Annotated in this window: 21 protein-coding genes; 9 read left to right on the forward strand and 12 right to left on the reverse strand. The window is 64.6% G+C overall.

What is annotated here, in order from left to right; all coding sequences use genetic code 11:
• Positions 1 to 191: 191 nt before the first annotated feature.
• Positions 192 to 1,568, forward strand: coding sequence for an MFS transporter (locus tag FJ428_RS23155; RefSeq protein ID WP_140518061.1), 1,377 nt, complete (start codon positions 192 to 194; stop codon positions 1,566 to 1,568).
• Between the two features lie 139 nt (positions 1,569 to 1,707).
• Here FJ428_RS23155 and purH read toward each other — a convergent pair whose 3' ends face one another.
• The 4 genes from purH to htpX all read right to left on the reverse strand — a co-directional run bounded on the left by purH (position 1,708) and on the right by htpX (position 7,781).
• Positions 1,708 to 3,324, reverse strand: coding sequence for a bifunctional phosphoribosylaminoimidazolecarboxamide formyltransferase/IMP cyclohydrolase (gene purH / locus FJ428_RS23160; RefSeq protein ID WP_140676176.1), 1,617 nt, complete (start codon positions 3,322 to 3,324; stop codon positions 1,708 to 1,710).
• A gap of 90 nt (positions 3,325 to 3,414) precedes the next feature.
• Entirely contained in the window at positions 3,415 to 5,139 is a 1,725-nt protein-coding gene (locus FJ428_RS23165; RefSeq protein WP_140518222.1) for a heparinase II/III family protein, read from the reverse strand.
• Positions 5,140 to 5,388: 249 nt separating this feature from the next.
• Positions 5,389 to 6,771 carry an RsmB/NOP family class I SAM-dependent RNA methyltransferase gene (locus FJ428_RS23170; protein WP_224518938.1) on the reverse strand — a complete coding sequence of 461 codons (1,383 nt, stop codon included), beginning with the start codon at positions 6,769 to 6,771 and terminating at the stop codon, positions 5,389 to 5,391.
• Positions 6,768 to 7,781, reverse strand: coding sequence for a zinc metalloprotease HtpX (gene htpX, locus FJ428_RS23175; RefSeq protein WP_140566721.1), 1,014 nt, complete (start codon positions 7,779 to 7,781; stop codon positions 6,768 to 6,770). The genes FJ428_RS23170 and htpX overlap by 4 nt, the downstream gene beginning before the upstream one ends.
• A 118-nt stretch (positions 7,782 to 7,899) precedes the next feature.
• Here htpX and FJ428_RS23180 point away from each other — a divergent pair, with 118 nt between their 5' ends.
• Positions 7,900 to 8,118 (forward strand): DUF1674 domain-containing protein, encoded by a 219-nt coding sequence (locus tag FJ428_RS23180; RefSeq protein WP_140492901.1) that lies wholly within the window; start codon positions 7,900 to 7,902, stop codon positions 8,116 to 8,118.
• A gap of 59 nt (positions 8,119 to 8,177) precedes the next feature.
• On the opposite strand, the gene FJ428_RS23185 is transcribed toward FJ428_RS23180, so the two are convergent.
• Positions 8,178 to 8,852, reverse strand: coding sequence for an HAD-IA family hydrolase (locus FJ428_RS23185; RefSeq protein WP_140880326.1), 675 nt, complete (start codon positions 8,850 to 8,852; stop codon positions 8,178 to 8,180).
• A 181-nt stretch (positions 8,853 to 9,033) separates the two neighbouring features.
• Here FJ428_RS23185 and FJ428_RS23190 point away from each other — a divergent pair, with 181 nt between their 5' ends.
• The 3 genes from FJ428_RS23190 to FJ428_RS23200 all read left to right on the forward strand — a co-directional run bounded on the left by FJ428_RS23190 (position 9,034) and on the right by FJ428_RS23200 (position 13,297).
• On the forward strand, positions 9,034 to 9,903 hold the full coding sequence (locus FJ428_RS23190) for a transglutaminase family protein (protein WP_140524987.1): 870 nt from the start codon (positions 9,034 to 9,036) through the stop codon (positions 9,901 to 9,903).
• A 287-nt stretch (positions 9,904 to 10,190) separates the two neighbouring features.
• A complete protein-coding gene (locus tag FJ428_RS23195) occupies positions 10,191 to 11,669 on the forward strand; it encodes a TadE/TadG family type IV pilus assembly protein (protein WP_140739081.1) in 1,479 nt (492 codons plus the stop codon).
• Positions 11,670 to 12,034: 365 nt separating this feature from the next.
• The gene (locus tag FJ428_RS23200) at positions 12,035 to 13,297 is read left to right on the forward strand and encodes a cyclopropane-fatty-acyl-phospholipid synthase family protein (RefSeq protein ID WP_140880327.1); all 1,263 of its coding nucleotides are present in this window, start codon (positions 12,035 to 12,037) and stop codon (positions 13,295 to 13,297) included.
• 1 nt (position 13,298) lies between these two features.
• On the opposite strand, the gene FJ428_RS23205 is transcribed toward FJ428_RS23200, so the two are convergent.
• Positions 13,299 to 14,039, reverse strand: a complete 741-nt coding sequence (locus tag FJ428_RS23205) for an MOSC domain-containing protein (protein WP_140518230.1) — start codon at positions 14,037 to 14,039, stop codon at positions 13,299 to 13,301.
• Between the two features lie 8 nt (positions 14,040 to 14,047).
• Positions 14,048 to 16,003 carry an acetate--CoA ligase gene (gene acs / locus FJ428_RS23210; protein WP_140580149.1) on the reverse strand — a complete coding sequence of 652 codons (1,956 nt, stop codon included), beginning with the start codon at positions 16,001 to 16,003 and terminating at the stop codon, positions 14,048 to 14,050.
• A gap of 304 nt (positions 16,004 to 16,307) precedes the next feature.
• Here acs and FJ428_RS23215 point away from each other — a divergent pair, with 304 nt between their 5' ends.
• Positions 16,308 to 16,580 carry an usg protein gene (locus FJ428_RS23215; RefSeq protein WP_140492921.1) on the forward strand — a complete coding sequence of 91 codons (273 nt, stop codon included), beginning with the start codon at positions 16,308 to 16,310 and terminating at the stop codon, positions 16,578 to 16,580.
• 237 nt (positions 16,581 to 16,817) lie between these two features.
• On the opposite strand, the gene FJ428_RS23220 is transcribed toward FJ428_RS23215, so the two are convergent.
• Positions 16,818 to 17,852 carry an aldo/keto reductase gene (locus tag FJ428_RS23220; RefSeq protein WP_140729423.1) on the reverse strand — a complete coding sequence of 345 codons (1,035 nt, stop codon included), beginning with the start codon at positions 17,850 to 17,852 and terminating at the stop codon, positions 16,818 to 16,820.
• Between the two features lie 58 nt (positions 17,853 to 17,910).
• Positions 17,911 to 19,092 carry an MFS transporter gene (locus tag FJ428_RS23225; RefSeq protein ID WP_140880328.1) on the reverse strand — a complete coding sequence of 394 codons (1,182 nt, stop codon included), beginning with the start codon at positions 19,090 to 19,092 and terminating at the stop codon, positions 17,911 to 17,913.
• A gap of 124 nt (positions 19,093 to 19,216) precedes the next feature.
• Between FJ428_RS23225 and FJ428_RS23230 the strand changes: the two genes are divergently transcribed.
• Positions 19,217 to 20,122, forward strand: a complete 906-nt coding sequence (locus FJ428_RS23230) for a LysR family transcriptional regulator (RefSeq protein ID WP_140492931.1) — start codon at positions 19,217 to 19,219, stop codon at positions 20,120 to 20,122.
• 154 nt (positions 20,123 to 20,276) lie between these two features.
• Here FJ428_RS23230 and FJ428_RS23235 read toward each other — a convergent pair whose 3' ends face one another.
• From FJ428_RS23235 to FJ428_RS23245, 3 genes are all read right to left on the reverse strand, one after another.
• Positions 20,277 to 21,326 carry an aldo/keto reductase gene (locus FJ428_RS23235; RefSeq protein WP_140566741.1) on the reverse strand — a complete coding sequence of 350 codons (1,050 nt, stop codon included), beginning with the start codon at positions 21,324 to 21,326 and terminating at the stop codon, positions 20,277 to 20,279.
• Positions 21,327 to 21,443: 117 nt separating this feature from the next.
• Entirely contained in the window at positions 21,444 to 21,752 is a 309-nt protein-coding gene (locus tag FJ428_RS23240) for a type II toxin-antitoxin system Phd/YefM family antitoxin (RefSeq protein ID WP_224518937.1), read from the reverse strand.
• A 46-nt stretch (positions 21,753 to 21,798) separates the two neighbouring features.
• Complete coding sequence (locus tag FJ428_RS23245) at positions 21,799 to 22,461, reverse strand: YggS family pyridoxal phosphate-dependent enzyme (protein ID WP_140554875.1); 663 nt, start codon at positions 22,459 to 22,461, stop codon at positions 21,799 to 21,801.
• A 153-nt stretch (positions 22,462 to 22,614) separates the two neighbouring features.
• On the opposite strand from FJ428_RS23245, the gene leuS reads away from it, so the two are divergent.
• Positions 22,615 to 25,239 carry a leucine--tRNA ligase gene (gene leuS / locus FJ428_RS23250; RefSeq protein ID WP_140524996.1) on the forward strand — a complete coding sequence of 875 codons (2,625 nt, stop codon included), beginning with the start codon at positions 22,615 to 22,617 and terminating at the stop codon, positions 25,237 to 25,239.
• Positions 25,226 to 25,804 carry an LPS assembly lipoprotein LptE gene (gene lptE / locus FJ428_RS23255; RefSeq protein ID WP_140492946.1) on the forward strand — a complete coding sequence of 193 codons (579 nt, stop codon included), beginning with the start codon at positions 25,226 to 25,228 and terminating at the stop codon, positions 25,802 to 25,804. The genes leuS and lptE overlap by 14 nt, the downstream gene beginning before the upstream one ends.
• Positions 25,805 to 25,839: the final 35 nt, after the last annotated feature.

Raw genomic sequence — 25,839 nt, forward strand, 5'->3', positions numbered from 1 at the left:
GCCGGCACCCTTCTACGGAGTTGGCCGGTGGCGAAAGTCGCGAATGAGCGTCTTTCTCCCCGTTCTATACGGGGAGAAATGCCCGGCACGGCAATGAGGGGCGGCGCGACTCGTGTTCGTTTGCATGACCAGCGGAAAACATGCAGACATGGGGTGAACCGCCCAACGAAACGAAGGCGACCGGAGGGGACATGGCCGAAGTAGCAGTGCAGCGGGCGTCCGGGCGCGGCATCTGGGGGTGGATGTTGTTCGACTGGGCGGCGCAGCCCTTCTTCACGGTCGTCACCACCTTCATCTTCGGCCCCTATTTCGTTTCGCGCATGGCCAGCGATCCGACCACCGGCCAGGCCGTCTGGGGCTACGGCATCGCCGCGGCCGGACTGGTCATCGCCGTGCTATCGCCGATCCTCGGTTCGATCGCCGACCAGACCGGGCCGCGCAAGCCGTGGATCGCCTTCTTCGCGGCGATCAAGATCGCCAGCCTGGCGCTGCTGTGGCTCGCCGCGCCCGGCTCGAACCTGTTCCTGATCGTGGCATTGTTCTCGCTGGCCTCGGTGGCGGCTGAATTCTCCACCGTCTTCAACGATTCCATGATGCCGCGCCTGGTGCCGAAGAGCGAGATCGGCCGCATCTCCAACATGGCCTGGGGGCTTGGCTATCTCGGCGGTATGATCGCGCTGATCTTCGTCGTGCTGTTCCTGGCCGGATCGCAGGAGACCGGCAAGACCATCATCGGCCTCGACCCGCTGTTCGGGCTGGACCCGAAGCTCGGCGAGGATGCCCGCGCCACCGGGCCGCTGTCGGCCGGCTGGTATTTCCTGTTCATCCTGCCGATGTTCCTCTTCACTCCCGATGCCATCAAAGGCATCCCGATCAAGCCTGCGGTGCGCGAAGGCCTGTCGGAGCTGAAGTCGACCTTGGTCGAGGTGCGCAGGCGCGGCGGCATCTTCCGCTTCCTCGTCGCCCGCATGATCTATCAGGACGGCGTCAATGCGCTGCTGGCGCTCGGCGGCACCTTCGCGGCCGGCATGTTCCAGTGGTCGATCACCGAGATCGGCATGTTCGGCATCATCCTCAACGTCGTCGCCATCTTCGGCTGCTGGATCGCTGCGCGGCTCGACACCGCGCTCGGCTCCAAGGCGGTGGTGATGATCGCGCTGGTCATGCTTTCGGTCGCCACCATCGGCGTCGTCTCGACCGGCCCCGGCTTCACGCTGCTCGGGCTTATCCAGCTCTCGACCACCGATTCCGGGGGCCTGTTCGGCACCGCCGCGGAAAAGGCCTACATCCTCTATGGATTGCTGATCGGGCTCGCCTTCGGGCCGGTGCAGGCGTCATCGCGGTCCTATATGGCGCGCAGCGTTACGGCGTCGGAATCCGGCCGCTATTTCGGCATCTATGCGCTGGCCGGGCGCGCGACCAGTTTCCTGGCGCCGTTCCTGGTGGCGACCATCACGGCGGTGAGCGATTCGGCGCGGCTCGGCATGGCGGTTATCATCCTGTTCCTGGCCATAGGCATGGCGATCCTGATCAGGACGCCGTATCCGGCGGACCGGGCGGCGGAGTGATTTACCCTCCCCCTTGTGGGGAGGGTCGATCCGCGAAGCGGAGCGGGGTGGGGGACGGCGCTGGCCCCACCCCGTCTCACGAGCTTTGCTTCGCAAACATCGCTCGCCGACCCTCCCCACAAGGGGGAGGGTGAGGCGCTCAATGTCTGAAGTGTCTCACGCCCGTGAACACCATGGCGATGCCATGCTCGTCGGCGGCGGCAACCACATCGTCGTCGCGCATCGAGCCGCCGGGCTGGATCACCGCCGTGGCGCCGGCCTCGATGGCCGACAGCAGGCCGTCGGCGAAGGGGAAGAAGGCGTCGGAGGCGACGACAGAGCCTTTGGTCAGCGGCTCGGCCCAGCCCGCCGCTTCCGCAGCGTCGAGTGCCTTGCGGGCAGCGATGCGCGAGGAATCGACGCGGCTCATCTGCCCGGCGCCGATGCCTACCGTGGCGCTGTCCCTTGCGTAGACGATGGCGTTCGACTTGACGTGCTTGGCGACGCGGAAGGCGAATTTCAGGTCGGCCAGTTCGGCCGGCGTCGGCGCCCGTTTCGTCACCACCTTCAGTTCGAGGTCGTCGACGACGGCGTTGTCCCTGCCCTGCACCAGCAGGCCGCCGGCGACGGATTTGACGGTTGTGCCGATCGCGCGCGGATCCGGCAGGCCGCCCGCGACCAGCAGGCGCAGGTTCTTCTTCGCGGCCACGATCGCTGCCGCCTCGTCGGTGGCGCCGGGCGCGATAATGACCTCGGTGAAGGTCTTCACGATCTCTTCGGCGGCCTCGGCGTCAAGGATGCGATTGACAGCGACAATGCCGCCATAGGCCGAGACCGGGTCGCAGGCCAGCGCCCTGGCGTAGGCCGCCTTCAGCGTCGAACCCTCGGCGACGCCGCACGGGTTGGCATGCTTGATGATGGCGACGGCGGCCGAGCGCGCCGGGTCGAACTCGCCGGCCAGCTCGAAGGCGGCGTCGGTATCGTTGATGTTGTTGTAGGAAAGCTGCTTGCCCTGGAGCTGGCGCGCGGTGGCCACGCCCGGCCGCTTGTCGCCATTGACATAGAAGCCGGCGCCCTGGTGCGGGTTCTCGCCATAGCGCATCACGGTCTCCAGCCTGCCGCCGAAGGTGCGCCAGGTCGGGTGCTCGATCTCCAGCGCCTCGGCGAACCAGCCCGAGATTGCCGCGTCGTAGCTGGCGGTGCGGGCAAAAGCCTTGGCCGCGAGCTTCTTGCGGAAATCCAGCGAAAGCGAGCCGATATTCATCTCCAGCGCATTGAGCACGGAGGCATAGTCGCCGGGATCGGTGACGATGGCGACATAGGCGTGGTTCTTGGCCGAGGCGCGGATCATCGCCGGGCCGCCAATGTCGATGTTCTCGACGATCGCCGCGTAGTCGGCGCCGGAGCGGCGGACTTCCTCGAACGGATAGAGATTGCAGACGACCAGGTCGATCGGCTCGATGCCATATTTGTGCATCGCCGCGGCGTGATCGGGATCATCGCGAACGCCGAGCAGGGCGCCATGCACCGACGGGTGCAGGGTCTTGACGCGGCCATCCATGATCTCGGGAAAGCCGGTGAGCTCGGAGACGTCGCGGACCGCCAGGCCCGCATCGGCGATCGCTTTTGCCGTGCCGCCGGTCGACACCAGCTCGACGCCGGAAGCGGCGAGCGCCCTGGCGAGATCGATGAGGCCGGTCTTGTCGAAGACGGAGAGCAGCGCGCGACGCACGGGAACGAGGTCGGGAGCGGGAATGTTCTTGGCGGCGACGGCCATGGGCGTGCTTTCACGGCTGGAGGGGCAGGCCCGCGCCGTATCATATGAGATCAGGAAATCAAGGCGCAAGCTCGGTCAGCGCAGGCGCGGTCAGTTGTTTTCGGGATAGCCGGCGATAGAGGTGCGGGTGAGCTGCCAGTGGACTTCGGCGATGTCGGACGGCTTGAAGGCAAGCACGATCTGCCGGCTTCGGCGCGGGCCGCCGAGACCGGCGAAGTAGATCGATTCCTCGACCTCCGGCACCATCTCGGTGCAGGTGAACACCCAGCTGTCGGCCTGCTCGGCGGTCAGCACCAGGCGGTCATGCTCGTCCTGCAAAAGGTTGATGTCGGGATGGACGTGGAAGCGCACGGTGACGAAATCGCGGCCATTGTTGCGGATCGCCGCACCTCCAGGACGCTGGAAGCGGTCCCTGCCGGTCAGCACATTGCCGTTCGAGGACAGTTTCAGCTCGCGCTCGTGCAGGAAACCGAAGCGCTGGATATAGCCGTCATGGCGGGCGATGAAGCCTTGAACGCCCTTCTGGTCGATACGCTTGCACTGCACATGCTGCGGGCCGCCGATCAAAGGCGACCCCAGAAGATCGTTGATGCGCAGCGAATGGCTGAACCGCGCCGACGAGGTGTCGTTGATGGTGGCGGTCGAATGCGCGGCGGTGGCGCGGGCCAGGGGCCGGAATTCGGCGGCGCCATAGGTGTCGATGCCGGCATTGACGATGTAATGCTGGCGGCCCGACGACAGCTCGAACGCAAGGCAGCTGGCATGGGCGGCATTGGAGACGTGGACGGGCGGCGGCAGGCCGGTGTCGGCGATGACGGTGACGCCACCCATGGACAGCCGCTCATAGCCCGAATGCGGTGCGTGCAGCAACGGCGAGCCGGCGGTGTCGTCGTGGCGCAGGATGCTGGCGATGCGGTCATGGATGGTGGCGCCCATGCCGTTGAAGCGGGCGAGGCTGCCGTCCTGGTGGCGAAAGAAGCGCAGCGCCGGCAGCATCCTGTCGATGGCGCCGATCAGGGCCTGTGGCGGCGCTTCCGCCTGGTTGGCGTAGGTCTGCCGCAGCGGCAAAAGGTCGGCGAGGATTTCCAGCACCGCCATTGGGTTGCGCGAGATGTGGCCGCCATCAGGAAGGATCTGGCGGTCCAGTTCCTCGGCGAGATTGCGGGTGGCGCCGCGCAGCGCCGATGCGGGCGCCGGCAGCGACAGGGCGGCGAAGGCGAGGGCGATGCGGGCGCGCAGCCTGTCCTTGCCGTCAGGCATTTCGCGTGCCATCGACCTGAGGTAGCGGATCTGGACGGCCAGCGATTTCAGGAAGGCGCGGTAGAACGGGAATTCAGCGCCTTGCAGCACGATCGAGGAATGCTGCAGCCAGGCGATAATGCGCTTGGCGGCCGTGCCGGGCTCCCAGGCAATGCCGGAAATGTTGTTTCCATGCGTGGCGATCCAGTCGGACACCAGCGCACGCGCATTGGCGGCGGCAAGCTCGGTGCCGGCGGCGCGCATGTGACGCAGCCAGCGAAAGCCATGCAGCGTCTTCTGCCAGCCGTAATTGGGAACGCTGATCTGGAAGGGCGACTTGCCGCCGGTCTCGACCATATGTCCCGACAAGGGATAGCGGCCATAGTAGATCTCAAGCGCGATCTGCGGGTCGGCCAGCCGCAGGTCCGGCGGCGCGATCAGCACCCGTTCGGGCGTGCGGCCGGAATAGCGCCAGCGATAAACCGGTCCGGCACGCAGGCGCCGGCGCGTTTTGCGCCAAAACTCCTTCGCGACAAGCGCCCACAGACGCGTCGTGTTGCCGGCAGCAAGTGCCAAAACCCCTCCTGATCGTCCTCTATCCCAAGGGCAAGCTTATCTGATTCAACGATTCATGCGAAGGCGAATTCCCGCGAGCGGTGACGCTCCGCCTGGCTTGGCCGCGGATGCTCCCCAAAAAAGTCAGCAACTTCCTATGCTTAAACCCCGGAGCGGTTCAGCGCCCGATGGGCATCCATACTCCGCTCCAGATCCTTGTTCCACGCAATTCCGGACGGAGAATCGTCACGCAGCTTTCGTGGACTTGCCTTAGCTGGCGCGACGCATGCGCGCGGCGAAAAAGCCGTCGAGACCGGAACGTTGCGGCGAGCCGAGATCGAGGTCGACAGGTGTGGTGCGCAGCGTGCCTTCCTGCGTCAGGAAGGGATCGATGCCGATGATCTCGCCGGCGCGAAACGGGTCGGCAACGACGCCAGGCGTCGCGGCGAGGAAGCCACGATAAAGCTCCTCGCCTTCGAGTGGGTCGAGCGAACAGTTCGAAAAGACGATCCTTCCGCCCGGCTTAACCAGGGTGACGGCGCGCGCGAGCAGCCGGCGCTGGAGATCGGCGAGCTTCTCGACATCAGCCACAGTCTTGGTCCATGGCACGTCGGGATGCCGCCGCACCGTGCCGGTCGAGGAGCAGGGCGCGTCGAGGAGGACGGCGTCGAACAGCTCGTCCGGCTCGTACTGGAGGAGATCGGCCTGCACGATATCCGCCGACAGGCGGAGGCGTTCGAGATTCTGCGCCAGCCGCGCCAGCCGGTTCTTCGAGGTGTCGATCGCGGTGACGCGTGCGCCGGCCACGATCAATTGGGCGGTCTTGCCGCCGGGCGCGGCGCAGAGATCGGCGACGCGAAGCCCGCCGACATCACCGAGCAACCGGGCAGGCAGGCCGGCTGCGGCATCCTGGACCCACCATGCGCCTTCGGCGAAGCCAGGCAGTTCGGCGACCGGGCCGGCAAGCTTCTCCACCCGAATCGTGCCGGTCGGCAGGGCAATGCCGCCGAGCCTTTCGGCCCAGTGCTCCGGATCGGCCTTGACCGAGAAATCGACCGGGGCCTCCTGGCGGTGGGCGGCGAGTATCCGTCTGGCCTCGTCCACGCCATAGGCGGCCTTCAAACGGTCGGAAAACCATTTCGGCGCTTCGTCGGTGGTAGCAAGGGCCTCTGGAAGTTCAGCCTCCTTGATCCGCGCGAGCGTGCGCAGCACACCGTTGACCAGGCCGGCAAAGCGCAATGTGCGGGGATCGGACTTGGCATGGGTGACGGCGAGGTCGACCGCGGCGCTGTCTGGAATGTCGAGGAACAGGATCTGCGCGGCCGCCACATGCAAAATATGCGACAGCGCGGTGGCATTGGCCGGCAGCGGTTTTTCCAGACGCCGCGCCAGCAGCCCGGCAATGGTCATGCGATAGCGCAGCGCGGTGACCAGAATGGCGCGCACAAGACCGCGATCGCGCAGATCTAGCGCCTTGTATTGCGGATGGCCGTTTTCATGGTCGGTCAGGCCGTCGAGCGGCGTCCTCGCATCGATGACAGCTGCCAGCAGGCGCGCCGCCGCCTTGCGGGCGGCAAGGCCGGCAACGAACTCGCCGTCCTTTTTGTCTTCCTGACCACCTGTGCGTCGAGGTGCTCTGCCCGCCACGCTCACGACCACGGGCCCTTGGGCCCGGTCGGATTGCGACCCCATGGATTGGATTTGGGCTCTGCCGGCGGTTCCGGCGCGGCCGGCTTGCCCCACGGTCCTGCCGATTGCGGCTCGTCGGCCTGCGGCGGCACTGGCGCCTGGCGCTGCGGGGACCGCGATACACCACCGTCCATGCGCTGCGCCATCGCTTGCAGCGCGGCGATGCGGTTCTCGGTGCTCGGGTGGGTGGAGAACAGGCTGTCCATGCGCTCGCCGTGCAGCGGGTTGATGATGAAGAGATGAGCCATCGCCGGGTTACGCTCGGCATCGGGATTGGGTATGCGTTCGGCGCCGCGGGCGATCTTGTCAAGCGCCGAGGCTAACCATAGCGGGTGTCCACAGATTTCGGCGCCGCGCCGGTCGGCCTCGTATTCGCGCGTGCGGCTGACCGCCATCTGCACGATCATCGCGGCAAAGGGCGCCACGATCATCGCCGCCAGCACGCTGACAAAACCGAACGGGCTGTTGTTGTCGCGGTTGCCTCCGAGGAAGAAGGCGAAATTGCCAAGCATCGAGATGGCGCCGGCGAAGGTCGCGACGATCGTCATCGTCAAGGTGTCGCGGTGCTGGACGTGGGCGAGCTCGTGCGCCATCACCGCGGCCACTTCCTCATGCGTCAGCCGTTGCAAAAGGCCGGTGGAAGCGGCGACAGCCGCGTTCTGCGGGTTGCGGCCGGTGGCGAAGGCGTTGGGCTGCGGATTGTCGATCAGGTAGGTCCTGGGCATCGGCAGGCCTGCCTGCTCGGCCAGTGCCTGCACGATGGCGTAATATTCGGGCGCGTTCTTCTCGTCGACCTCGACGGCGCGGTTCATCGACAGCACCATCTTGTCGGCGTTCCAATAGCTGAACAGATTGGTGGCGGCGGCGATCAGGAAGGCGATCATCATGCCGCCCGTGCCGCCGATCAGGAAGCCGACGCCCATGAACAGCGCGGTCATCGCGGCAAGAAGCATGGCGGTGCGAAGTGTGTTCATCGTCTGCTCCCGTCCTGGTCGTGATGTAAGGGGGTCGATCCTCGTGGGGTCATCGCTATATGATGGGAAACGCCGGTACCCGTTTCAATCGGCCTGTTTCAATCCGCCGGAATATCGCATGAACGACGAGACCAGTAAAACACCTGCCAGGGATGACGAAGCGCGGCTGAAGACGCTGACGCCCGCCGCTCGCCGCGCGCTTGAAGAGGCCGCGGCGCGGCGCGAGGACTACCGCCGCAAGGAAGCCGCGGTGCCGAAGGAAGTCGGCGGCCGCGGCGGCAAGGAGCCCGGCCGCTACGGCGACTGGGAGATCAAGGGCCTGACCAGCGATTTCTAATATGCCGGCCCAGCAAACAGCTCATTTGCCGGCAATCGGGTGTTTGATTGTCCCACAGCCTAGAAGGCCGCTGCCGCCGCTCGCTGCGGCTCGAGCGCGATCCAGCCGCGCTCGTCGACGGTGACGCCGATGGCGTCGTAGCTAGCGATCGCGGCATGCCGCGTCGCCAGGGGATGCCGGTGGGTGGCGTTTATGACCATGACCGCTGCGCCCGCCGCCTCGGCCGCCGTGATGCCCGCCGGGGCATCCTCGAACACGAGGCAATCGCGCGCATCGACACCGAGCCGCGTCGCGCCGAGCTGAAAGCAGTCGGGCGCCGGCTTGCCGCGTGAAACATCTTCCGCCGCGATCAGCACGGCAGGGACGGGGATGCCGGCGGCCTTCATGCGCAAGAGCGCCAGTTCGCGCGGTGCCGAGGTTACGATCGCCCAGCGCTCCGGCGGGAGCGCGTTGAGAAACGCGGCGGCGCTGGCGATCTGAACAATGCCCTCCAGATCGGCGGCTTCGGCCTTGAGCAAGAGGTCGGCCTCATGCGCCGGATCGACGCCCGGGAGCGCCAGACCGGCGATCGTCTCGATCGCCCGCACGCCATGGATCGTCGGCAGGAAGGCGGCGACGTCGAGCCCTTGCCGCCGCGCCCAGTCGCTCCACACCCGTTCGGCCGAGGCAATGGAATTGATGAGCGTGCCGTCCATGTCGAAGAGGAAGGCGGCGAATTTTCTGCCTGCGTACATGATTTTCCTTGATTTCGGGGAGGTCTTTCGAGGGAGCGCCGATGGTAACGTCCCGGCGCCGGCATTGGAAGCCGCGCGGCCACCTTTTCGGCCAGTCCCCTTTTCCGCAAGTCAGGGAACCGCGATCCGCCTCCGGCGTTTCAACTTCGCTGCTTTTCCACGACCATCGAAGGGGGACGCGATGCTGATTCGGCTCGGCTACGAAATGGCCATTGAATGCGCTGGAGCCACGCCGGTGATTTCAATGCTCGAGATCCACAGGGACAGGCAGGCCGACATCAAGCGGCAGACGCGCATGCTGACGTCGCCCGCGGTTCCGACCAGGCTCTACAGCGATTTGCATGGCAATTCGTGCCGCCGCTTTACCGCACCCGCCGGCACTTTTCGCATCCTCTACGATGCCGTGGTCGAGGACAGCGGCGAGACGGACGAGGTCAACACGCTGGCACGCGAGGTGCCGGTGGCAGAGCTGCCCGACGAGGTGCTGTTTTATCTGCTGGGCAGCCGCTATTGCGAGACCGATCACCTGAGCCAGCTCGCCTGGGAGCTTTTCGGCCGTTTGCCGTCCGGCTGGGCGAGGGTGCAGGCGATCGTCGATTACGTCCACAACCGGCTGTCCTTCGGCTATGGCTATGCCCGCTCGACCCGCACCGCGGCGCAGGCGCATGAGGAGCAGGTCGGCGTCTGCCGAGACTTCGCCCATCTGGCGATCACGCTCTGCCGCTGCATGAACATTCCGGCACGCTATGTGAATGGCTATCTCGGCGACATCGGCGTGCCGGCCGATCCGGCGCCGATGGATTTCTCGGCCTGGATGGAAGTGTTTCTCGACGGCAAGTGGTACACGTTCGACCCCCGCCACAATGTTCCGAGGATCGGCCGCATCGTCATCGCGCGCGGACGCGATGCCACCGACGTGCCGTTGCTGCACAGTTTCGGCCCGCACCGGCTCAGCCTGTTCAAGGTATGGACCTACGAACAGGAGAACAATCTGTTCAACCCGCCCTACCACGCCATCGACAGGACGGTCACCGCGCAGATGCTGGCCTGATCCGGGTTTCCATGCATCCCCATACTGCCTCGCTCTGGCACAGGTGCCGCTGTGCCGCGGCGGGACACGGCCGCGCGCCCTGTGCCGCGACATGCAGGATCTTGGTAAGCGCTTCGTAAATGCCGCGCGAACGCAGCATTGGCGTTTACCGGCCATTCACCTTTCCATCCTTGAAAGCGAAGTAAAAACAAGAGTCTAGTCCCTGGTGCGCGGCCGCTGGCCGCGCCCGGCCGGAATCCTGCATCGATCCGCCCGGCGACGAGGCCGGGGCGAGCGGAGAGAGAACGATGCGGATTTTCGGGGGTCTTGTGGACGCGGCCGGCGACTTTGCCAGGCATCGCGGCGGGAATTTCGCCATCCTGTTCGGATTCGCCGCCTCGGTCTTGGTGCTGGGCGTCGGCTTCGCCGTCAACATCACCCAGCTCTACAACGCCAAATCGAGCCTGCAGAGCGTGGTCGACGCCGCGGTGACGTCGACGGCGCGGGACCTGACGACCGGCGTCATCAAGGAGGCCGATGCCAACAAATCGGTGCAGGCCTTCCTCGACGCCAACAGCACGGCCGGCATCCTGCAGGCCAACCAGATCGTGCTCGACAGGCTGACGGTCGACAGGACCGCCAGGACGGTGCAGGCGGAGGCCCATGCCGACGTCGCCTTCTATTTCCCGCTGTTCGGCACGCGCGACATGCAGCGCGTTCCCGCCTCGACGACAGCGCTCTATTCGGACAAGCAGATCGAGGTGGCCATGATGCTCGACATAACAGGCTCGATGGCGAAGCGGGGCAAGGTCGACAAGATCGGCGATCTGAAAGCAGCAGCGAAAAACGCCGTTCGGACGATGCTCCGGAACCAGGATCCGAAGAACCCCCGCATCCGCGTCGCGATTGTGCCTTACGCATCCGGCGTGAACGCCGGCAAGCTGGCCGAAAACGTCTATGCCGAGAAGCCAGGGAGCTCTGAGCTGCCACCCGTCGCCGGCAGTTCGCTTCTCGTCGCCAAGACGGGCAAAAATTTGCTGCCGTCCTTCAGCGACTACATCTCCATTGTCGGAGCGGCGATGCCACGCCCCGATAATTGCGCCACGGAGCGCAAGGACAAAAATGGCGACGCGGATTTGAGCGCCGACGGCCCAGATGCTGTTCGCACGGACAAGAACGGCAAGAAGTACTACGCCCTGGTCAACCGGGATGATCATCTCGATGGCGGCGGAATGAACAAGTGCCCCGATGCGGAAGTGATCCCGCTGACCGCCGATTCCGGCGCATTGCTTGGTTCGATCGACGACTTCCAGGCTGAGGGTTATACCGCCGGCGCGATCGCCATTCAGTGGACCTACTATATGCTGTCGCCGCAATGGCGCGCTGCGATCAAGAATGCCGGCCTCGGCAACGGCGCCTCGGACGTCAACGCGAAGAAGATCGCCAAGGTCGCGATCCTGATGACCGATGGCCAGTTCAATACCGCCTTCGCCGGTGCCGGGGGCCGCTACAACAGCCAGGGCAATCTTGCGCGCGGCAACGCCGAAACGCTGTGCGGCAACATGAAAAATGACGGCATCGAAATTTTCACCATCGGCTTCGACCTGAACAACAAGGACATGTCGGCAACCGAGCGGGATCAGGCAAAGGCGGTGCTGAAGGACTGTTCGTCGAAAGATGCCTCCACCGCTCAAAAACACTATTTCGAGGTGTCGACCGGGGTGGAATTGGACGCCGCCTTTCAGGAAATCATCCGCAACACCGAAAAGGTCGCGCTGACGCAGTAGGCCGCACAAGGAAAAGGCCGCCGCTTCTTTCGAAGCCGGCGGCCTTCCGTGTTTCCGTCCATGGCGCGGCTCCTGGCGGCAACCCGAGGGGTCGCCCGCCGCGCATCTCGCGCCTTAACGGGAAGACTGCTTCCCGAAAGTGCAATCCGCTGAGGCCACGTTCTGGAAAACGAAATCACTCGACATCGGATCACCTCCTTTCAGTTTGTTGAACACGCACTGATGATGGGGTGCGTTGCAGCAAAAGACAAGACGCCGGATGGAAAAAGACGTTTTTCCGGCTTGGCCGCGTCCTTTCGTGCAATCGGGTTGCGGCCAGGGGTTCAAGCGGACAAGATCGGCCTACCGAATGCAGGGGGAACGGCATGGACGCTACCGAAAGAGCAGCACGCATCGTTCGCACGGTCGTCCAGGCGCTGAAGCCGGGCTTTGCCGTCAGGCTTTGGACCGGCGAGCGCATCGGTCCGGCCGGCGGCCCGGTGCTTGCCATCAACGACCAGGACATCGTCTGGCAACTGGCCCGCCGGCCAAATTTCTCGACGCTGGTCGAGATGTGGATTTCCAAGGCGGTCGATGTGGAGGAGGGGTCGCTGTTTGACCTCTATGCGCTGCCTTCACAAGGCAAGCTGCGGTTCAAGGCGCTGCCGAAGCTCGCGATCATGCGCGACCTGCCGGCCGTGCTGTTCTCGCGAAGGCAGATGACGCAACGCGCCGACCTCGCCGGGCAAAATCCCTTTGTCAGCGGCTCCAACAAGCAGGCGATCCAGCATCATTACGACATATCGAACGCCTTCTACCGGCTCTTCCTCGACGAGCGCATGGTCTACAGCTGCGGGTATTTCAAGGATTTCGCCAATGACATCGACCAGGCCCAGGCCGACAAGCTCGAGCATATCTGCCGCAAGCTCCGGCTGAAGCCTGGCGACCGCCTGCTCGATATCGGCTGCGGCTGGGGCGCGATGCTGATCCATGCGGCGAAGCATCATGGCGTCGTCGGCCATGGCGTCTCGTTGTCGGAGGCTCAGACCGGACTCGCCCGCGAACGCATTCGGGCCGAGGGGCTGGAGGACCGGATCACCATCGAGATAAAATCCTATGCCGAGCTCACCGGAAGTTTCGACAAGATATCCTCGATCGGCATGTTCGAGCATCTGGGGCTGGCCAACCACGCCGCCTACTTCTCGACCGTCCATCGCCTGCTCAAGCCGGGCGGCATCTATCTGCATCATGCCATCACCAGGCGCAGCAAGGGCAGCATGAAGAAGACCTTGCGCAAGGGCTCGGAATACAAGGCGCTGATCAAATACATCTTCCCGGGTGGCGAGATCGACACGATCGGCATGACGTGCGGCAATCTGGAAGCACACGGCTTCCTCGTCCACGACGTCGAGAATCTGCGCGAGCACTACGCCCGCACCTGCCGGCTGTGGGCAGAGCGCCTGCATGCGCGCTTCGACGAGGCCATCGCCGAAGTGGGAGAAGCCAAGGCGCGGCTGTGGCTGCTTTACCTGGCCAGCTGTTCGATCGCTTTCGATCGCGCCTCGGCGCAGATTTTCCAGACGGTCGCCACCAAGCGGACGCGGGGCCCGAGCGGCCTGCCGCCGACGCGGGCGGACCTCTACCGGTAATTCAGGCGAATCGCATCCCGTCGCCGACCTTGACGCTGGCGGCGCGGTCGACGGTGCAGTAGACGCCGAGATTGTGCGCGTTATGACGCACCAGATTGCGCAGGATCGCCGGATCGTCGTCGAAACCGTCCTGGGCGATGATGGTGAAGCCGCAGCGGCGGCACGGCTCGGAGATGGTCAACAGCAGGTCGCCGACGGCGAGCTTCCTGCCGATCCATTCGGTTTCGGGGAAAGAGCCTTCGACCGCCGCCATGTCGATGACGATGTTGGGACGGAAGCGGCGTGGGTCGGGAGTGCCTTGCGGATGCAGCGCCTTCAGGCGCGCCAGGGAGGCGGTGGTCAACAGATGGATCGGCGCCTTGCGGTAGCGCGCCTCGGTCAACGGGCCGGTATAGGCCGGCGGGGCGTTCTCCAGGCCGAACGGACGGATCGAGGCCGGAAAGCCTAGATAGTCGGAAACGGCACGATCGCTTTCGGCGCCGGGCGCTGCCAGCCAATCCGCGCCGGGAATCGCGATCTCGAGCCCGCGGTCGCCCGTCAGCCGGGTGCGGATGCGCGGCACCTTGTGCCACTTCGGCTCGCGATCGGGCCGGGCGATCTCATTGTCGGAGGCATCGACCAGGCCGAACATGCGGTCGCCCTCGATGCTCTCGGTGCCGACCGCGATCGTCTCCAGGCGTTCGCCGGCGAGCGAACTCGCCGGATAGCGCCAGAGTTCGGCAACGCTGCCTATCGCTGCCATGGCCGGTGTCAGCCTTTCTTGTTCTGGCGGTTGGCGACGAGGTCGTCGACGACGGCCGGATCGGCGAGCGTCGAGGTATCGCCAAGGGCGCCGAAATCGTCCTCGGCAATCTTGCGCAGGATGCGCCGCATGATCTTGCCCGAGCGGGTCTTGGGCAGGCCGGGTGCGAACTGGATCTTGTCGGGCGTGGCAATGGCGCCGATCTCCTTGCGGACATGGGCGAGGAGCTCCTTGCGCAAGTCCTCGCTCGGCGTCTCGCCGGCCATCAGCGTGACGTAGCAGTAGATGCCCTGGCCTTTGATGTCGTGGGGATAACCGACGACGGCGGCTTCCGAAACCTTGTCGTGGCTGACCAATGCGGATTCGACCTCGGCCGTGCCCATGCGGTGGCCGGAGACGTTGATGACGTCGTCGACGCGGCCGGTGATCCAGTAATAGCCGTCGGCATCGCGGCGGCAGCCGTCGCCGGTGAAGTACTTGCCCTTGTAGGTCGAAAAATAGGTCTGCACGAAGCGGTCGTGATCGCCATAGACGGTGCGCATCTGGCCGGGCCATGACTCGGTGATGCATAGATTGCCGTCGGCGGCTCCTTCAAGCACCTTGCCCTCGCCGTCGACCAGTTGCGGCTTGACACCGAAGAAGGGCCGCGTGGCCGAGCCGGCCTTGAGGTCGGTGGCGCCCGGCAGCGGCGTGATCATGATGCCGCCGGTCTCGGTCTGCCACCAGGTGTCGACGATCGGCACCTTGGCGTTGCCGACGACGTTGAAATACCACTCCCAGGCCTCCGGATTGATCGGTTCGCCGACCGACCCCAGCACGCGCAGCGATTTGCGCGACGCCTTTTTCACATGATTGTCGCCGGCGCCCATCAGGGCGCGCAGCGCCGTCGGCGCGGTGTAGAAGATGTTGACCTGATGCTTGTCGATGACTTCCCAGAAGCGCGACTGCGAGGGGTAGTTGGGCACGCCCTCGAACATCAGCGTGGTGGCGCCGTTGGCGAGCGGCCCGTAGACGATGTAGCTGTGGCCGGTGACCCAGCCGACATCGGCGGTGCACCAGTAGATGTCGCCATCATGATAGTCGAAGACATATTGGTGCGTCATCGAGACGTAGACGAGATAACCCGCCGTGGTGTGCAGCACGCCTTTCGGCTTGCCGGTCGAACCCGATGTATAGAGGATGAACAGCGGATCCTCCGCCTTCATCTTCTCCGGCTTGCACTCAGCCTTAACGGTCGCGGCCTCTTCGTGGTACCAGACGTCGCGGCCCGGCGCCCAGCCGATCTTGCCGCCGGTGCGGCGGACCACCACTACCTTTTCGACCCTGGTACCGGCTTTTGCCGCGATCTCGATCGCCTTGTCGGTGTTCTCCTTCAATGGGATCGGCTTGCCGCCGCGCAGGCCCTCGTCAGCGGTGATGACGATGGTTGACTTGCAATCGTCGATGCGGCCGGCGAGCGCGTCGGGCGAAAAGCCGCCGAAGACGACCGAGTGGATGGCGCCGATACGCGTGCAGGCGAGCATCGCATAGGCCGCTTCCGGGATCATGGGCATATAGAGGGTGACGCGGTCGCCCTTCTTGACGCCGTGCTTCTTCAGCACGTTGGCGAAGCGGCAGACATGCGCATAGAGCTCATTGTAGGTGATCTTGCGGTCGTCGTAGGGGTTGTCGCCTTCCCAGATGATGGCGGTCTGGTTGCCGCGCTTCTTCAGGTGGCGGTCGATGCAGTTGTAGGAAACATTGGTCTGGCCGTCCTCGAACCATTTGATTGAGACCTTGCCGTCGAAGGAGGCGTTGCTGACCTTGGAGAAGGGTTTGAACCAGTCGATGCGCTTGCCGTGCTTGCCCCAGAACCTGTCCGGATTCTTCACGCTGTCGGCGTACCATTTGAGATAGGTGTCGTTGTCGATCAGCGCATTCTTCTTCCAGGCCGGCTGAACGCGGTGGACATGAACCTCGGACATTTCCTGCTTTTCCTCCCGAAACTAACGCCGGCTTGAACCGCCAGCGGGATCGCGGCGACGCGGCCGCGAATTCGCGCGCATTATTAACAGTTCCGCGATGACGGCAACATTAGACGTTGGGTTTGCGCGGCGGGATGCCGCACATGGGTCTGCGGCTGCTGTCAGCACTTGCACCGGACCGCTGCTAACTTCATGTTTTCGCGTGCTAAAGCCGGTTTCGATCAAGAAAAAATCAATAGACGGTTAAGCAACCGCGCGCACAATCCATTGTTGGGAGGAAGGAGAATCAACCCGGGGAGCAAAAATGCGCGACCAGCTTGAAATGGACCTGATGCTGCGGGGCTATGGCCTGACTACGGCCAATATCCTTTATCATTTCCCAGACCATCCGCATCTGTTGCAGAGCTTCATATGGCAGGACTACGACATCGCGCCGAAGTTTCCGGTGCTGATCCGCTTCATCGAGTTCTGGAAGACCAAGCTCGAGGGGCCGCTGCATTCGGTCAGCTACACGCACCAGAAGCTCATCGCGCCCAACGAGTGGCGCAAGGTCGACGGCGAATTCGTGCTGCATTAGGGGCCGCTGCTTAGAGGTCGTGACATCGGCGCTCTACGGCGCCCCCCTCCGTCCTGCCGGCCATCTCCCCCACATGGGGGGAGATCGGCAGCTTCGATGACGGCGCCATTCCTTTATTACGTTATTACGTTGGAAATTGGCGAAAGCCGAGGTGACATCCCCCTCGTGGGGGAGATGTCCGGCAGGACAGAGGGGGGCGCTGCCCCGCTAACCTTCGGCTCTAGCGGTCGGACACGCTCAAACCGCCGGCGGGCTCAGCCGGGCAAAGCCCTCCTGGCGGCGGTAGGGAAAATAAGGGTAGGGCGCGGTGACCTCGCTTGCCGCATCGAGCTTCCCGATCTGCTCCGGCGTCAACGTCCAGCCGACGGCGCCGAGGTTCTGGCGCAACTGCTCCTCGTTGCGGGCGCCGATGATGACGGACGACACGGTCGGGCGCTGCAACAGCCAGTTGATGGCGATCTGCGGCACGGTCCTGCCGGTCTCCTGCGCCACCGCATCGAGGGCCTCCATGACCCGGTAGAGATGCTCGTCCTCGACCGGCGGTCCGAAGCTCGCGGTGTCGTGCAGCCGGCTCTTTTCCGGCACGGGCTGGCCGCGACGGATCTTGCCGGTCAGGCGGCCCCAGCCGAGCGGACTCCAGACCAGCGCGCCGACGCCCTGGTCGAGGCCGAGCGGCATCAACTCCCATTCATAGTCGCGGCCGACCAGCGAATAGTAGACCTGATGCGCGACATAGCGCGGATAGCCGTGCCTGTCGGCCAGCCCGAGCGACTTCATCACCTGCCAGCCGGAGAAATTGGAGACGCCGACATAGCGCAATTTGCCGGCGCGCACGAGGCCGTCCAGCGTCGACAGCACCTCCTCGATCGGCGTGCCGGCATCGAAGGCATGCAACTGCAACAGGTCGATGTAATCGGTGCCGAGCCGCTTCAGCGCGGCGTCGACGGCCTTGATCAGCCGCGAACGCGAGGAACCATAGTCGGCCGGCCCGTCGCCCATCGGCAGCGAGGTCTTGGTCGAGATCAGCACGGCATCGCGCCGGCCCTTGATCGCCTCGCCGAGCACCTCTTCCGAGGCGCCGTTCGAATAGACATCGGCGGTGTCGAACAGATTGACGCCGGCCTCGAGGCAGATGTCGATCAGGCTCCGCGCTTCCCTGGCGTCGCTGTTGCCCCATGCGCCGAACAGCGGGCCGGAACCGCCGAAGGTTCCCGCTCCGAACGAGAGCACCGGCACCTTCAGGCCCGATGCGCCAAGATTTCGATAGTCCATTTTCTTACTCCTTGTGATTTTGAAAGAAGTCGAATCGATCCGGCTTTGCCGGCGAGCTTCACGACCGGACGCAGACGGGCGCGCCGAGCGCGGTGCCGCGATCGAGACGCAGGGCCAGTCCCGCCACGGCGAGTGCCGCGACCGGCAGCAGCGCGGCGATCCAGGTGAGCGAACCCAAGCCAAGACCTTGGGCAATGACCGCGCCGCCGAGCCAGGCGCCGGCGGCGTTGCCGAGGTTGAAGGCGGCGATGTTGAAGGACGAGGCGAGGCTCTGGCCAGCACCTTGGGCCTTTTCCAGCACCCACATCTGCAAAGGCGCCACGGTGGCGAAGGCGGCGGCGCCCAGCAGGCCGACATAGATCACGGCCAACACCTGGCTGTGGATAGCAAAGCTCATGGTCGCCAGAACCAGGGCGAGCACCACGAGGCTGCCGAGCACCGCCGGCACCAGCCAGCGGTCGGCGATCTTGCCGCCGGCGATATTGCCGGCGATGAGGCCGCCGCCGAAGACGAGCAGGATCGGCGAAACGGCCGCTTCCTTGAAGCCGCTGATCTCGGTCAGCAACGGGGCGATATAGGTGAAGACGGCGAAGACGCCGGCATAGCCGAGAACGGTGGTGGCGAAGCCGAGCAGGACGGGCGTACGGCGCAGCACGGCGAGATCGGCGCGCAGGTCGCTCTTCTCGGGAGCTGTCCGATTGCGCGGCACCAGTGCCAGGATGACGGCAAAGGCCGCGAGACCGACCGCGGTCACCGCCCAGAAGGTGGCGCGCCAGCCGAAAGCCTGGCCGAGCCAGGTGCCGAAGGGAACGCCGAGAATGTTGGCGATGGTCAGGCCGGTGAACATGAGCGCGATCGCCGACGCCTTCTTGTTGGGCGCGACCAATCCGGTGGCGACCACCGAGCCGACGCCGAAGAAGGTGCCATGGGCAAAGGCGGTGATGACGCGCGCGCCCATCAACGTCCAATAATCAGGCGCCAGCGCACAGGCCAGATTGCCAATGGTGAAGATCGCCATCAGCGCCAGAAGCACCGTCTTGCGCGGCCAGTTGCCGGTGGCGATCGTCAGCAGAGGTGCTCCGATGACGACGCCCAGCGCATAGCCGGAAATCAGTTGGCCGGCGGCCGAGATCGAGACGCCGAGATCTTTGCTGACGTCGATGAGCAGGCCCATGATGACGAATTCGGTGACGCCGATGCCGAAGGCGCCGGCGGCGAGAGCATAGAGAGCGAGAGGCATGATGTTTCCACTTCGGGGGTGACGGGCGCCCTGTCCAGGCCGCGCCCCGAACGGGAAGATCGTGTGGCCATGCGATGTGAACCAGACTTGCTCCAGGCATACTTTCTGTGAAATAGATTCACAGATGGCGAGATCCGACATCAACCGTTCCGGCGAGATCGAAGTGTTTGTACGCGTCGTCGAGGCGGGCAGCTTTTCGGCGGCGGCACGTGCCTTGCGCATGACCCCGTCCGCGGTGAGCAAATTGATCGCGCGGCTGGAGGCCAGGCTCGGCGCGCGGCTGGTCACCCGCTCGACGCGCAAGCTGCAACTGACGCCGGAAGGCACTGCTTTCTACGACAGCGGCATGCGCATCCTCGCCGACATGGACGCGGCCGAGCGCGAGGCGGCCGCCGGGGCGGCGCCGCGCGGCCGGTTGAGGGTCAACAGCTACGTGCCGTTCGGCCACCACCGGCTGATGTCGCTGCTGCCTCGGTTTCTGGAGCGTTATCCCGAGATTTCCGTCGACGCCGTGCTGACAGACAGCGTGATCGACCTTCTGGAGGAGCGCGCCGATGTGGCGATACGCGCCGGGCCCTTGCGCGAGTCACGGCTGGTAGCGCGCAAACTGGGGCAGAGCCGGATGGTGCTGGTCGCGGCACCCTCCTATGTCGAAGCGCGTGGGACGCCGCGCACGCTGGCCGATCTCGGGCGTCACAATATGCTGGCCTTCGGCTTTGCGCGGCATATAGACGGCTGGCCTTTTGTCGATGCGGCAGGTGCGCCGGTCATCGTCCCGGTTGTCGGAAACGCAACGCTGACCGACGGCGAGGCGATGCGGCGGATCGCGCTGGCGGGAGGCGGAATCGCTCGGCTGGCGCGCTGGCATGTCCAGCCGGACATCGACGCCGGGGCATTCGTCCCGTTGCTGGAGGAATTCAACCCAGGCGACGAGGAGGCCACCCATGCCGTCTATGTCGGCCAGGGCAAGCATCTGCCTGCGCGGGTGCGGGCTTTTCTCGATTTTCTCTCGGAGGCCGTTCGCCTCTAGAGCAGTTCACCGTTTCATGGAAACGGCGAACCGCTCTAACTCTTTGTTCTGACGCAATTCTGGACAGAAAACCGCCCACACTTTTCTTGGAATTGCTGTAACTGAGAAGCCGCGTACCTAAGGCACGCGGCTTCGAAGCAGGCTAGAAAAGCGATCAGGCCTTCGGCACGAACGGCGCCGGACGCCGGCCGGCGGCCTGCCGCTCCAGCATCCAGCCGGGATATTCGGCCGGCAGCGCGCTCACCTCGTCCAGTCTGGCGAGATCATCGGTATCAAGTTTGAGGTTCGTGGCGGCAAGGTTCTGTTCGAGCTGATCCATGCGGCTGGCGCCGATGATCACGCTCATCACGAAGGGCTTGGCCAGGACATAGCCTAGTGCCACGGTAGCGACGCTGACGTCATGCTTTTTGGCGATCTCGCGCATGACCGCGACCGCCGCCCAGGCGCGGTCCTCGTTGACCGGTGGGAAGTTGAAGGAGGCGCGGCGGCCCTCGCCATTGCCGGGCGCACCAGGGCCGTATTTGCCGGACAGCAGTCCGCCGGCCATCGGCGACCAGACCATCAGGCCGAGCTTCTCCTCGTTGATCAGCGGTACGATCTCGCGCTCGAGATCGCGGCCGGCAATCGAATAATAGGACTGGATGGTCTCGAAGCGGGCAAAGCCCTTGCGGTCGGCTATGCCAAGCGCCTTGGCGATGCGCCAGGCCTGCCAGTTGGATACGCCGACATAGCGGACCTTGCCGCTGGCAACGAGATCGTCCAGTGCCCGCAGCGTTTCGTCGATCGGCGTCACCGCGTCGGTTCCGTGCAGCTGATAGAGATCGATGTGATCGAGCTGCAGCCGCTCGAGGCTGGCATCGACCGAATCCATGATGTGGCCGCGCGAGGAGCCGCGCTGGTTCGGGCCCTCGCCCATGGCACCATGGACCTTGGTGGCGATGACCACGCTCGACCTGTCAACGCCGAGATCCCTGAGCGACTGGCCGAGCAGGCGCTCGGATTCGCCGAAGGAATAGACATCGGCCGTGTCGAAGAAATTGACCCCGGCGGCGAGCGAGCGGCCGACGATCTCGTTGACGCCTTTCTGGTCGAGGCTGGCGATCAGGCCCCATTGGGCATTCTGGCCGGCGGCGCCGAAGGTCATGGTGCCGAGGCAGAGTTCGGAGACGAACAGGCCGGTATTTCCAAGCTGGTTGTAACGCATGGCGAAGGCTCCAGAGATTTGTGATGACACAGATCAAATAGGAACGGTACGTTTCGTTTCCAGCGCTGGCGTAATCAGCCGGTAGAACTGGACCATCTTGCCGGTGACAGAAACTTGTCAGAGATGGACCGCTCGGATCATTGTGTTCGGGCGGCGATTGACCTCCTCGACAAACTCGTCATCCCAGACGGGGCCGGAGAGAAGATATTGCGCAAGGGAGGGCTTTGCGCCAACCCACCGTTCGTAGTCCTCAACCGCTAGCACCACGGCAGATGGCTGCCCTCGCACCGTAATGGTTTGCGGCCCTTTTTCGCGCGACTGTCTTACCAGCCTCGAGAGGTTGTTTCTTGCGTCCCGCAGCTGCCAGCTCAAGAAGACTACTCCTCGCTTAACTCGCAAGATGTGTTCAGTCCGTCTGTGTATCATAGGCTTAGAACTCACAGACGACAGGGCCAACCCAGGGCGGACGGTTTTATCGACTGCCGAAGATCGCCGAACCGACCCTGACACTGGTGGCGCCGAAGGCGATGGCCGTCTCGTAATCGCCGGACATGCCCATCGACAGTTTGGCGACGCCTGCCTCCCGCGCCAATTTTTCCAGCAGGGCGAAATGCGGGCCGGGGTTCTCGTCCGCCGGCGGAATGCACATCAGGCCTTCGATGGCGAGGCCGTGGACATCGCGGCAGCGGGCGACGAAGGTCACGGCCTCGCGCGGCTCGATGCCGGCCTTCTGCGGCTCGGAGCCGGTGTTGACCTGGACGTAGAGTTTCGGTGCCCGGCCTTGCCGGGCGATCTCCTTGGCGAGTTCGGCGGAAATCTTCTCACGATCGACCGTCTCGATGACGTCGAACAGCGCCACGGCTTCCCTGGCCTTGTTCGATTGCAGCGGGCCGATCAGATGCAGTTCGACATCGGGGAAAGCCTCTTTCAGCGCCGGCCACTTGCCCTGCGCTTCCTGCACCCGGTTCTCGCCGAAGACGCGCTGGCCTGCCTCGATGACGGGCCTGATGTCGGCGGCGTCAAAGGTCTTGGAAACCGCGACCAGCGTCACCGCGCCAGCGTCGCGCCGGGCTTCGCGCTCGGCGGCGGCGATCTTCGCCTTGACCGCTAAAAACTGCTGAACGGCGTCGCCCATGTCCAAATCCCGCTGTTTTGACCGCGTTTTTTCCAGACGCGATACCCATATGGTTGACGGGTTTGCCAAACCATGGTGAACACCCGGACCACATCCAATGGACTGCCGAGCTGTCGCCCGCAGTCCGCATGCTTTTTAAGTGAAAAACGTCCCATGGCAACCGAACGATACAATCCGCGCGCGTCAGAGCCCAAATGGCAGAAGGCCTGGGCCGACAGGAAGCTGTTCGAGGCGCACAACGATGATCCGCGCCCGAAATACTACGTGCTGGAGATGTTCCCCTATCCATCGGGACGCATCCATATCGGGCATACGCGCAACTACACGATGGGCGATGTGGTGGCGCGCTACAAGCGGGCCAAGGGTTTCAACGTACTGCATCCGATGGGCTGGGACGCCTTCGGCATGCCGGCCGAGAACGCGGCGATGCAGAACAAGGTCCATCCCAAGGAATGGACCTACCAGAACATCGCCACCATGCGCGAACAGCTCAAGGTCATGGGCCTGTCGCTGGACTGGGCGCGCGAATTCGCGACCTGCGATGTCGACTACTACCACCGCCAGCAGATGCTGTTCCTCGACTTTGTCGAGAAAGGCCTGGTGACGCGCAAATCCTCGAAGGTCAATTGGGATCCGGAGGACATGACGGTGCTCGCCAACGAGCAGGTCATCGACGGGCGCGGCTGGCGCTCGGGCGCGCTGGTCGAACAACGCGAGCTGACGCAATGGTTCTTCAGGATAACCGATTTTGCGCAGGATCTCCTGGATTCGCTCGATCGCCTCGACGAATGGCCCGAGAAGGTCAAGCTGATGCAGCACAATTGGATCGGCCGTTCGGAAGGTCTGCTGATCCGCTGGCCGCTGGCGGCTCCCGTCGCCGGCGAGCAGGAGCTGGAAGTCTATACGACCAGGCCCGACACCATCTTCGGCGCCTCCTTCATGGCGGTCGCCGCCGACCATCCGCTGGCCAGGAAGGCCGCCGAGACCAATCCGGCGCTGGCGAGCTTCATCGACGAAGTCCGCCATATGGGCACTTCGGTGGCGGCGCTGGAGACGGCCGAGAAGAAGGGCTTCGACACCGGCATCCGTGTCGTGCATCCGTTCGACGAGAACTGGACGCTGCCGGTCTACGTCGCCAATTTCGTGCTGATGGACTACGGCACCGGCGCCATCTTCGGCTGCCCGTCCGGCGACCAGCGCGACCTCGACTTCGCCAACAAATACGGCCTGCCGGTGATCCCGGTGGTGATGCCGGAAGGGGCTGAGCCCAAGACCTTCCAGGTCATCGAGGAAGCCTATGTCGACGACGGCGTGATGATCAATTCGCGCTTCCTCGATGGCATGAAGCCGGAGCGGGCGTTCGACGAGGTGGCGAAGCTGCTGGAGCAGAAGACGATCGGCAACCGGCCGATGGCCGAGCGCAAGGTCAACTTCCGCCTGCGCGACTGGGGCATTTCGCGCCAGCGCTACTGGGGCTGCCCGATCCCGATGATCCATTGCGAGGATTGCGGCGTGGTGCCGGTGCCGAAGGCAGACCTGCCGGTGAAGCTGCCCGACGATGTCGAGTTCGACCGCCCAGGCAACCCGCTGGACCGCCACCCGACCTGGCGGCACGTCAAATGCCCGCAATGCGGCAAGGATGCGCGGCGCGAAACCGACACGATGGACACGTTCGTCGATTCGTCCTGGTATTTCGCCCGCTTCACCGCGCCCTGGGCGAACGAGCCGACCGACCCGAAGGCGGCGAACGAGTGGCTGGCCGTCGACCAGTATATCGGCGGCATCGAGCACGCGATCCTGCATCTGCTCTATTCGCGCTTCTTCACCCGGGCCATGCGCGAGACCGGCCATCTCGACCTGGCCGAGCCGTTCAAGGGCCTGTTCACGCAAGGCATGGTGGTGCACGAGACCTATCGCGTGGGATCGGCATCGAACGGGCGCTGGCTGGCGCCGACCGAGGTGCGGCTGGAGGACGTCGACGGCAAGCGCCGCGCCGTCGAGATCGCCACGGGCGAGACGGCGGAGATCGGCTCCCTGGAAAAGATGTCGAAGTCGAAGAAGAACACGGTCAGCCCGGAAGACATCACCGACGGCTACGGCGCCGACACCGCGCGCTGGTTCATGCTGTCGGATTCGCCGCCGGAACGCGACGTCGAATGGACCGACGACGGCGCCGCCGGCGCGCATCGCTTCATGCAGCGCATCTGGCGCCTGGTCTCGACCGCGGCCGAATCGCTGGCCGGCATCGCACCCATAGCGGGCGGTGGCGGTGAAGCCGGGGCGGTTTCCAAGGCCACGCACAAGATCCTGAAAGCGGTCGGCGAGGACATCGAGAAACTCGCATTCAACCGCGCCATCGCCCGCATCTATGAACTCGCCAACGTGCTGACCACGCCGCTCAATGACGTGGCCGAAGGCAAGGCCGATACCGCGCTCAAAGGCGCCTGCCGGGAGGCCGTGGAGGTGCTCGTGCACCTGATCGCGCCGATCATGCCGCATCTGGCCGAGGAATGCTGGGAGGCGCTCGGCGGCGCCGATCTGGTCGCCGAACGGCCGTGGCCGATCTTCGACCCGGCGCTGGTAGTCGACAATGAGGTCACCTATCCCGTCCAGGTCAATGGCAAGAAGCGCGGGGATTTGACAATTGCCCGCGACGCGGACCAAGGTGCGGTCGAAAAAGCCGTGCTCGCTCTCGACTTCGTGCAGAAGGCGCTCGAAGGCAAGGCTCCGCGCAAGGTGATCATCGTGCCGCAGAGGATCGTCAATGTCGTTGCCTGATCGGGAGAAGACAGAGCTGAGCCGTTTGCTGCGCCGTGCCGCGCTTGCCGGCCTTGTCGGCTCGCTTGCGCTGGTTTCGGCGTGCCAGGTGCGGCCGCTCTACTCGAGCGCGCCGCTGTCGACCGGCTCAAGCGCCAATGCCGAACTGGCATCGATCGCTATCAAACCCGTCAGGACGCGTTACGGCCAGCAGGTGCGCAACAACCTGATCTTCGGATTTGGGCGCGGCGCCGGCGAACCGGCCTCGCCGGCCTACTCGCTCGATCTCGGCGTGACCGAAGCCGTTGAATCCTCGGCGCTCGTGCAGGTCGGAACCGATCAGGACGAGCCGACCGCGGGTTCGGTGACGCTGACCGCCGGCTACACGCTGACCGATGCCAAAACCGGCGCGGTGATCGCGACCGGCAGGCGGGCGATCACTTCGTCCTTCGACAGGCCGCGCCAGGAATTCGCCGCGTACCGGGCACAGATCGATGCCGAGAACCGCGCCGCGCGCGAGCTTGCCAACGCGCTGCAACTGTCCATCGCCCAGGATCTGGCACGGCACGGCAAGACGACTGGTTAGCGCCGCTCTCCGTTTCACGGTGGCATAACAATCTG

Origin of the sequence: Mesorhizobium sp. B2-8-1, assembly GCF_006440955.1 — a bacterium.
Lineage (GTDB): Bacteria > Pseudomonadota > Alphaproteobacteria > Rhizobiales > Rhizobiaceae > Mesorhizobium.

What these genes read in the sequence shown, in the direction of transcription:
- FJ428_RS23155 (WP_140518061.1), top strand. Translation starts at nt 192, where the DNA reads ATGGCCGAAGTAGCAGTGCAGCGGGCGTCCGGGCGCGGCATCTGGGGG.
- purH (WP_140676176.1), bottom strand. Translation starts at nt 3,324, where the DNA reads ATGGCCGTCGCCGCCAAGAACATTCCCGCTCCCGACCTCGTTCCCGTG.
- htpX (WP_140566721.1), bottom strand. Translation starts at nt 7,781, where the DNA reads ATGAACACACTTCGCACCGCCATGCTTCTTGCCGCGATGACCGCGCTG.
- FJ428_RS23180 (WP_140492901.1), top strand. Translation starts at nt 7,900, where the DNA reads ATGAACGACGAGACCAGTAAAACACCTGCCAGGGATGACGAAGCGCGG.
- FJ428_RS23185 (WP_140880326.1), bottom strand. Translation starts at nt 8,852, where the DNA reads ATGTACGCAGGCAGAAAATTCGCCGCCTTCCTCTTCGACATGGACGGC.
- FJ428_RS23190 (WP_140524987.1), top strand. Translation starts at nt 9,034, where the DNA reads ATGCTGATTCGGCTCGGCTACGAAATGGCCATTGAATGCGCTGGAGCC.
- FJ428_RS23195 (WP_140739081.1), top strand. Translation starts at nt 10,191, where the DNA reads ATGCGGATTTTCGGGGGTCTTGTGGACGCGGCCGGCGACTTTGCCAGG.
- FJ428_RS23200 (WP_140880327.1), top strand. Translation starts at nt 12,035, where the DNA reads ATGGACGCTACCGAAAGAGCAGCACGCATCGTTCGCACGGTCGTCCAG.
- FJ428_RS23205 (WP_140518230.1), bottom strand. Translation starts at nt 14,039, where the DNA reads ATGGCAGCGATAGGCAGCGTTGCCGAACTCTGGCGCTATCCGGCGAGT.
- acs (WP_140580149.1), bottom strand. Translation starts at nt 16,003, where the DNA reads ATGTCCGAGGTTCATGTCCACCGCGTTCAGCCGGCCTGGAAGAAGAAT.
- FJ428_RS23215 (WP_140492921.1), top strand. Translation starts at nt 16,308, where the DNA reads ATGCGCGACCAGCTTGAAATGGACCTGATGCTGCGGGGCTATGGCCTG.
- FJ428_RS23220 (WP_140729423.1), bottom strand. Translation starts at nt 17,852, where the DNA reads ATGGACTATCGAAATCTTGGCGCATCGGGCCTGAAGGTGCCGGTGCTC.
- FJ428_RS23225 (WP_140880328.1), bottom strand. Translation starts at nt 19,092, where the DNA reads ATGCCTCTCGCTCTCTATGCTCTCGCCGCCGGCGCCTTCGGCATCGGC.
- FJ428_RS23230 (WP_140492931.1), top strand. Translation starts at nt 19,217, where the DNA reads ATGGCGAGATCCGACATCAACCGTTCCGGCGAGATCGAAGTGTTTGTA.
- FJ428_RS23235 (WP_140566741.1), bottom strand. Translation starts at nt 21,326, where the DNA reads ATGCGTTACAACCAGCTTGGAAATACCGGCCTGTTCGTCTCCGAACTC.
- FJ428_RS23240 (WP_224518937.1), bottom strand. Translation starts at nt 21,752, where the DNA reads ATGATACACAGACGGACTGAACACATCTTGCGAGTTAAGCGAGGAGTA.
- FJ428_RS23245 (WP_140554875.1), bottom strand. Translation starts at nt 22,461, where the DNA reads ATGGGCGACGCCGTTCAGCAGTTTTTAGCGGTCAAGGCGAAGATCGCC.
- leuS (WP_140524996.1), top strand. Translation starts at nt 22,615, where the DNA reads ATGGCAACCGAACGATACAATCCGCGCGCGTCAGAGCCCAAATGGCAG.
- lptE (WP_140492946.1), top strand. Translation starts at nt 25,226, where the DNA reads ATGTCGTTGCCTGATCGGGAGAAGACAGAGCTGAGCCGTTTGCTGCGC.